At 53.1% G+C, this 7,202-nt stretch carries 7 protein-coding genes and 1 pseudogene; 6 read left to right on the top strand and 2 right to left on the bottom strand.

Going from position 1 to position 7,202, the window contains the following annotated elements; translation table 11 throughout:
- The 3 genes from JU82_RS05935 to JU82_RS05945 all read left to right on the top strand — a co-directional run.
- Positions 1–1,682: bifunctional diguanylate cyclase/phosphodiesterase (locus JU82_RS05935; protein WP_037947956.1), on the top strand; the 1,682-nt coding region annotated here is incomplete at its 5' end.
- 105 nt (positions 1,683–1,787) lie between these two features.
- Positions 1,788–3,086, top strand: a complete 1,299-nt coding sequence (locus JU82_RS05940) for a DEAD/DEAH box helicase (protein WP_037947958.1) — start codon at positions 1,788–1,790, stop codon at positions 3,084–3,086.
- Positions 3,087–3,180: 94 nt separating this feature from the next.
- Positions 3,181–3,627: a YaiI/YqxD family protein gene (locus tag JU82_RS05945; protein ID WP_037947961.1), complete on the top strand. Its 447-nt coding sequence runs from the start codon at positions 3,181–3,183 to the stop codon at positions 3,625–3,627.
- Here the strand turns inward: JU82_RS05945 and JU82_RS05950 are convergent.
- Together JU82_RS05950 and JU82_RS05955 are read right to left on the bottom strand one after the other, a co-directional pair.
- Entirely contained in the window at positions 3,624–4,010 is a 387-nt protein-coding gene (locus tag JU82_RS05950) for a PaaI family thioesterase (RefSeq protein ID WP_037947964.1), read from the bottom strand. The two genes, JU82_RS05945 and JU82_RS05950, sit on opposite strands and share 4 nt — an antisense overlap.
- A complete protein-coding gene (locus JU82_RS05955) occupies positions 4,003–5,220 on the bottom strand; it encodes a PLP-dependent aminotransferase family protein (RefSeq protein WP_294892317.1) in 1,218 nt (405 codons plus the stop codon). Before JU82_RS05955 ends, JU82_RS05950 begins: the two co-directional genes overlap by 8 nt.
- 215 nt (positions 5,221–5,435) lie before the next feature.
- Here JU82_RS05955 and JU82_RS05960 point away from each other — a divergent pair, with 215 nt between their 5' ends.
- The 3 genes and pseudogenes from JU82_RS05960 to JU82_RS05970 form a co-directional block, all read left to right on the top strand.
- On the top strand, positions 5,436–6,311 hold the full coding sequence (locus JU82_RS05960; RefSeq protein WP_037947967.1) for a GyrI-like domain-containing protein: 876 nt from the start codon (positions 5,436–5,438) through the stop codon (positions 6,309–6,311).
- A gap of 150 nt (positions 6,312–6,461) precedes the next feature.
- Entirely contained in the window at positions 6,462–6,899 is a 438-nt protein-coding gene (locus tag JU82_RS05965; RefSeq protein ID WP_037947971.1) for a MarR family transcriptional regulator, read from the top strand.
- Positions 6,896–7,202 (top strand): annotated as a pseudogene (locus JU82_RS05970) (hypothetical protein); the annotation flags it as partial. The gene JU82_RS05965 and the pseudogene JU82_RS05970, both read left to right, overlap by 4 nt.

A 7,202-nucleotide genomic window follows, 5' to 3' on the forward strand; every position in this document is an offset into this window, starting at 1 on the left:
AACGTAAACAAAACGAAGAACGTCTGCGCGAAGCGCAGCGGATCGCCAAAGTCGGAAGTTGGGAACTTGATTTTACCGATATGGCGCTCTCCTGGTCGGATGAAATCTATCGGATTTTTGAAATCGAATCTGACGGCGAGCCGCCGAAGTATGCCGATTTTATCAATGTCATACATCCCGATGATAGGGAATTCGTCGATACCGAATTTCATAATTCGCTCAATAACAAAACCCCTTACGACGTGGTTCATCGTATCCAAATGAGCGACGGAAGGATCAAATACGTCCATGAACGGGGCAAAACTTACTACGACACGCTTGATCGGCCTATCCGCACTTTGGGAACCGTGCAGGACATTACCGAACAAAAAGCCGCCGAAAAAAAAATCGCCTACATGGCTCATCACGATGCTCTGACGGGGTTGCCTAACCGTACTCTGGCTAAAGAGAGGATGGAACATTCGATTGCCTACGCCGCGCGTAGCGGGTTGAAAACGGCTCTTTTGTTTATCGATCTGGACGGGTTTAAAACGATCAACGACACGTTGGGACATTCTATCGGCGATGCGATGCTCAAAACGGTTGCGTTCAGACTTAAGATGTGTATCCGTGCTACCGATACGGTTAGCCGGCTTGGGGGGGATGAATTCCTTGTCATCCTATCGGGAATTGAAAAAAACGATGATATCTTGACAACCATTACCAAAATACTTGAAGAATTCGAAGCCTCCATTCACGTGTTGAACCATGTGCTATCGGTTTCAATGTCGATCGGTGTCGCCGTATACCCTGAACACGGAGGAGACTTCGACGTACTGCTGCAAAAATCGGATACGGCGATGTATAAAGCCAAAGAATCGGGGAAAAATACCTATCGCTTTTTTACCGAACAAATGAAGCATGCGTTGATAGGGCAATTTAAAATCCAAAGCGATCTGAAGCGTGCACTCGCCGAGAATCAATTGGTGCTGCATTATCAGCCTCAGATCGATTTGGAGCACAAACGGATTGTAGGCGTTGAGGCATTAATTCGCTGGAAGCATCCTCAACTGGGGATGATTCCTCCGATGCAGTTTATTCCGATGGCCGAGAGCAACGGGCTGATCGTCCCCATCGGCGAATGGGTGATCCGCGAAGCGTGTGCGCAAGCCGCCCGTTGGCAGGGTATGGGGATAGAACTGTGCGTCGCAGTCAATATATCAGGCATTCAGTTCAAACGTGGAAATCTGGACAATATCGTTGAAGAAGCGCTGCACGTTTCAGGTATCGACCCCCGCTTTTTAGAGCTGGAACTGACCGAATCGATCATGATGCACGATACGGAAAAAACGCTTGAAACGGTCAACCGGTTAAAAAATATTGGGGTGCAGCTCTCGATCGATGATTTCGGCACGGGGTATTCGTCTCTGGCGTATCTCAAACGTTTTGCCGTAGACAAACTCAAAATCGATCAATCGTTCGTTCGCGGTCTTTTAACCAATCAGGAGGATGCGGTCATCGTCAGCACGATCGTGCAAATGGCCAAAAGTCTCAACCTCAAAACGATTGCCGAAGGAGTTGAGGACGAAGAGGTGCTTAATGTCATAGAAGGGTACGGCTGCGATGAGGTGCAGGGATACCATTTTGCCAAACCGATGGAAGCGGGAGAATTTGAAAATTATTATAATTCGCGGAAGGTGTAACTTGCGCGAATCTCGCTATAATACTGTCATTAAAACGGAAAATCCGTAAGCTGCCGAATCTGCACTTTTTTATCCGCTTCAACCACCAAAGGAAACCATACCCCAATGTTATTTACCGATCTTAACCTCTCCGCACCGATTCTAAAAGCGGTTGCCGAAGAGGGATACACAACTCCGACTCCCGTACAGGCTCAGGCGATTCCGCCGATTCTCGAAGGGCGCGATATGCTTGCCGGAGCCCAGACGGGGACCGGAAAAACGGCGGGGTTTACCCTTCCGATGCTCGAAATCCTCTCCAGAGCGCACAATGCCAAAGGGCCTCGTCGCGTTCGCGTCCTGATCCTTACCCCGACGCGCGAACTCGCCGCACAGGTAGGCGATAGCGTCAAAACGTACGGCAAATACCTTCCGTTCAAAAGCGCCGTTATTTTCGGCGGCGTCGGGATACAGCCGCAGATTACGACGTTGCGCAACGGCGTCGATATCCTCGTCGCCACTCCCGGACGTCTGCTCGATCACGTCTCTCAGGGGACGGTCGACCTGCGTCATGTCGAGATGTTCGTCCTCGACGAAGCCGACCGGATGCTGGACATGGGATTTATCAAGGATATTCGCCGCGTCATCGCGATTTTGCCGGCCAAAAAACAAAACCTCCTTTTTTCGGCGACCTACAGTGACGAGATCAAAAAGCTGTGCGAATCGATCCTCCGCAACCCGGCCGTCGTCGAAGTGGCGCGCCGCAACACGTCGAGCGATCTGGTCAAACAAAGCGTTATTCTCGTCGACTGCAAGCGCAAAAGTGCGCTGCTCGGAAAACTGATTGCCGACAATAAATGGGAACAGGTGCTCGTCTTTACCCGTACCAAACATCAGGCAAACAAACTCTCCGAGTATCTCCAAAAAATCGGCATTACCTCCGCAGCGATCCACGGCAACAAAAGTCAGAGTGCCCGCACCAAGGCGTTGGCCGATTTCAAATCGGGTGCGGTGAAGATCCTCGTAGCGACCGATATTGCCGCACGGGGTCTGGATATCGATCAGCTTCCTCATGTTGTTAATCTCGAACTCCCAAATATCGCCGAAGACTACGTCCACCGCATCGGCCGTACCGGACGGGCGGGAAATGCCGGAGAAGCGGTATCGCTCGTATGTGTGGACGAATATGACTATCTTAAGGGGATCGAGAAGCTGATCAACCGCAAACTCGACCGGAACATCATTGAAGGGTTCGAACCCGATCCCTCGATCAAAGCCGAGCCGATCCTACAGGGACGCGGCGGCGGAGGAGGGCGCGGTAACGCCCCTCGCTCCAAGCCGCAGGGACAAAAACGCGAAGGGGGAAGCCGGGAACCCCAAAAGCGGGAAAACCGCACCCACCACGGCGACAGCCGACGAAGCAGATGAGCATAAAATCTGCCTCGGCAGAGGCAAGCTTCAGTGCCACAGCGGCCAGCGTAGCCAAAGGGATGCATTCCTTTGGCGTTCAAAAGAAAGCAATATGAAAATCCTCGTCGACGCCGATGCGTTCCCCAACGCACTCAAAGAGATATTGCTTCGCGCCGTATTGAAGCGTCAGATCACCACCGTTTTTATCGCTAACAAACGGATCGGTATCCCCGATGTACACCACGTCTCGATGGAGGTAGTGGCGCAGGGGCCGGACGAAGCCGATCACCGCATCGCCGAATTGTGCGAATGCAGCGACCTCGTCATCACCGCCGACATTCCTTTGGCCGATCGGATCGTGACCAAAGGAGCGGTAGCCCTTGACCCGCGCGGCACGATCTACGATGAGAACAACATCAAGCATCTGCTGGCGATGCGCAATCTGATGGATGAACTTCGAAATGCGGGGGAGATCACCGGAGGGCCGAGTGCCATCGGGGAAAAAACGGTGAGGGCGTTTGCGGACGGGCTGAACCGGCTGCTTTCAAAACCGCATTAGCCTTTTTTTTCTTCCAACACCGCATACGTCCCCGTAGCAAACGCGACGAGGTTTTCCCCGTCGTGGAGCTCGATCGTGACGAACGACGTCTTTTTCCCCTGACGGATCACCTTTGCCAGCGCGCGCAGATGGCTCCCCGAGGCGGGTTTGAGGTAGTTGATCTTGATTTCCATCGTCACCGAGGTGAAGCCCTCAGGGAGGTTGGAGACGGCGGCGTACCACCCTGTGTTGTCCATGAGTGTCGAGATGACCCCGCCGTGGATGAATCCCAGATGTTGCAGATGATAGGGCATCGTTTGAAGTTCCACCTCGGCGCTCCCTTGTTCGTAGCGGATCAGTTTGCCGCCGATATGCTCCAGAAACGGGAATTTGATCTCATGCATAAACGCTCCTTTTGTTGTGAACGCCGAAGGAGCTCGCCCCTTCGGCTGCGCTGGCCGCTATGGCACTAAAGCTTGCCTCTGCCTCGGCAGAACGCTGCTTGTAGGCTTCGTAGGTTCGGGCGATGATCGCGATTCCCCGACGCATCTGCTCGGGGGTTGTCCCGGTGAAATTGAAGCGGGCTTCGGAGCAAAGCGGAGAGCCGGGATAAAATTCCCCTCCCGGAACGAACACGGCCCCGTTGCTCAGGCACTCCATCGCCAGCTCCTTTGCATCGACCCACTCAGGGAAGCGGCCGTAGATGAACATCCCCCCTTTGGGCTTCGTGAAGCGAAAATCGCTCAGCTGTGAGGTGAGTTCTTCGGCTAATGCGTCGCATTTTGCTTTGTAGGTTGAGCGGACCGTACGCAGGTGTTTGCCGAACAATCCGCTTTCCCAGAAACGTTCGGCCAGCAGCTGCGACAGCGTCGAGGTGTGCAGATCGGAACGTTCTTTAAGCGCGAGGATCGGCGCAAGGAGCGCGGCATCCCCCCGGATCCATCCCAAGCGCAATCCCGGAGCCAGCGTTTTCGAGAACGATCCGACATGGAGGGTGTGATGCGGTGCGTAGAGCGCCATCGGAGCGAGGCGCTCTTCAAAAAACAGCTCCATATACGCGCCGTCCTCGACGATGATTCCGTCGTGCCGGATGGCGATCCGGGCAAGCTCCTCGCGCTGCGCCTCCGAATAGCTGATCCCCGTCGGATTCTGGAAATCGCACATGACGTAAGCCCGTTTCGTGATGGCAAAACGGCGTTCAAAAGCGCCAATGTCGAGTCCCTGTTCCTCCAGCGTTACGGGATTGAGCGAACACCCGTTGGCGCTGAAGGCATTGAGCGCTCCGAGGTAGGCGGGCGCCTCGACGACCGTGCCGAATCGGAAATAGGCGCGGCTGATCAGATCGAGCGCCTGCTGAGCACCCGTCGTGATTAGAATCTCTTCAGGTTTGGTCTCCAACCCCATAGCGGTGTAATACGACGCCAGTTTTTCGCGAAGCGGCAGGATACCCGCGCTGAGCGAATACTGCAACGATGCGGGGGAAGCGAACACATCAGCCGCCGCCTTCTGCATCGCTTCGAGAGGAAAGAGGCTTTCATCGGGGAGTCCCCCGGCAAACGACACCGTATCGCTTCCGATAACTTCGAGAATTTCCCGGATGAACGAGCGTTTCATGGACGATCCTTTTTTTTTCCGCTATTGTAGAGGAATCTATTTTTTTATTCTTTATCCAAAGGATCAAAAAAGTTATCCAAAATAATCATTATTTTTATTCAAATGTGCTAATATTGTTACTATCTTCCGCATAATGCGGAAAGCTTTAGGGGGATGTAGGGACATTTGTCCCTGCCACCCCGAGCGGCTTTGCCGGTAGGGGTGTATAAAATAAAATGAAGCGGGAAACGAAACATCTTCATTCGGATATCGTCAATGCCGTCCTCTCCTACATCTATCTGCACATCGATACCGATCTCAACGCCGCCGAGCTGGCGCGCCGCGAGAGCCTGAGCGTCCACCACCTGCAGCGGATCTTCAAAGAAGAGACGGGGGAAAACCTCTACGAAACGATCAAATCGATCCGGCTCCAAAAGGCGGCCAGCCTTCTGCTCACCAACAAGTACGCGACCGTCTCCGAGATTGCCCGGATGTGCGGCTACAGTTCCCAGACCTCCTTCATCAAGGCGTTTCGTGAGCGTTTTCATACGACGCCGAAGGTGTGGAAAAGCGGCGCTTATCTGTCATATTCCCAAAAAATCCTCGCCGGCTCCCCCTACAGCGGCTCCAAACGCGATTTTTCCGGGACAATCCCCCGTATTGTGAAGGCTCCCCCCATCTATGCCGCTTACATACGTCATCGCGGCTACAATGTTTCGATCAAAAATAGCTGGAATCGGTTGAGGGGGTGGAGCATTGAAAACGGCCTCCCCGAGAGCGCCCGTCAGATCGCGTTTCACCATGACAACCCGACGATCACCCCACTGGAGGAATGTGCTTACATCGCAGCGATAGAGGTACCCAAAAGGGAACACCCCCACGGTGCGGTGGCCTATTTCGAAATCCCCGCGTCGTTGTGCGCGGTGTTTCGCATACAGGGCAAATACGGGGATGTGCTTCATTTCATGCGCTACGTTTACCAGATATGGCTTCCCGAGAGCGGGTTCGAAGCCAAGACACTCCCTCCGTACGCGATCTACCATAAAAACCATTTTCTCGACCCTTCCGGCGAGTTCGATCTGGAATTTTATCTCCCCATAACGCTTCTTTAACCTTTTTTCTTCCCATTCAGCGCCCTTTTCCTGTGCCGTTTCGACAAAATCGACCGGCAAAAATAATATTATTAATATAATAGTTATTATAATAAGTATTTAAGGCGTATCGCTCTACACTTCCGCCAATTTTTACGAAGGAGGGATGCAATGAGTTTCGAATCGGACAATTCGGTCGCGTTTTTGATTGCCAAAACACGCAATATTCTCAAAAACGAACTCGAAAAAGAGCTTAAGCCCTACGGTCTGACCTACGCCCAGCGGGTTATTCTGATCCGGCTGTGCGAAAAAGACGGTCTGACCCAGAAAGAGCTGGCGCAGGACACCTATTTCGAACAGTCGAATATGACGCTGATGCTCGACAAGCTTGAACTCAAAGGGCTGATTGTTCGCGAGCCAAAAGAGAACGACCGCCGTGCCTATCTCGTACGGATCACGGCCAAGGGGCGCGAACTCTACGAACCTCTGGTCGCACTGGGCGACGCGATGATCGAAAGAGCCTTCTGCGGCATCAGCAAGACCCAGAAAGAGGAACTTTCCCTCGTTCTGCAAACCATTTACGAGAATCTTCAAAGCCCAAGATCATGAACCCCATACCTTTATTAGGGCTTGTTGCCGCCCTCGTGCTCCTCGGCGGGTGCGTTCCCAAAACCGATACGGCTGTTCCTCTTTCCCTCATGCAAATCAACACCGATCTCGAAAAAGAGATCGCTTCATTCGATCAGGCGAGCCTTTGGGAAGAGTGGTGGAGAGGGTATGGCGATCCCCAGCTTAATACCATTATGACGGATGCCCTCGAGCACGCTCCGAGCCTCAAAAGCATCCAGGCGCGTTATGCGCAGGCCGAGAGCCTCATCCGCTCCACAGAGTCGCGCAATCTGCCGAATGTTT

This window comes from Sulfuricurvum sp. MLSB (assembly GCF_000747095.1).
Classification (GTDB): domain Bacteria; phylum Campylobacterota; class Campylobacteria; order Campylobacterales; family Sulfurimonadaceae; genus Sulfuricurvum.

Excerpts from the sequence above, each read along its gene's own strand:
- JU82_RS05940 (WP_037947958.1), top strand. The coding sequence starts at position 1,788 with ATGTTATTTACCGATCTTAACCTCTCCGCACCGATTCTAAAAGCGGTT.
- JU82_RS05945 (WP_037947961.1), top strand. The coding sequence starts at position 3,181 with ATGAAAATCCTCGTCGACGCCGATGCGTTCCCCAACGCACTCAAAGAG.
- JU82_RS05950 (WP_037947964.1), bottom strand. The coding sequence starts at position 4,010 with ATGCATGAGATCAAATTCCCGTTTCTGGAGCATATCGGCGGCAAACTG.
- JU82_RS05955 (WP_294892317.1), bottom strand. The coding sequence starts at position 5,220 with ATGAAACGCTCGTTCATCCGGGAAATTCTCGAAGTTATCGGAAGCGAT.
- JU82_RS05960 (WP_037947967.1), top strand. The coding sequence starts at position 5,436 with ATGAAGCGGGAAACGAAACATCTTCATTCGGATATCGTCAATGCCGTC.
- JU82_RS05965 (WP_037947971.1), top strand. The coding sequence starts at position 6,462 with ATGAGTTTCGAATCGGACAATTCGGTCGCGTTTTTGATTGCCAAAACA.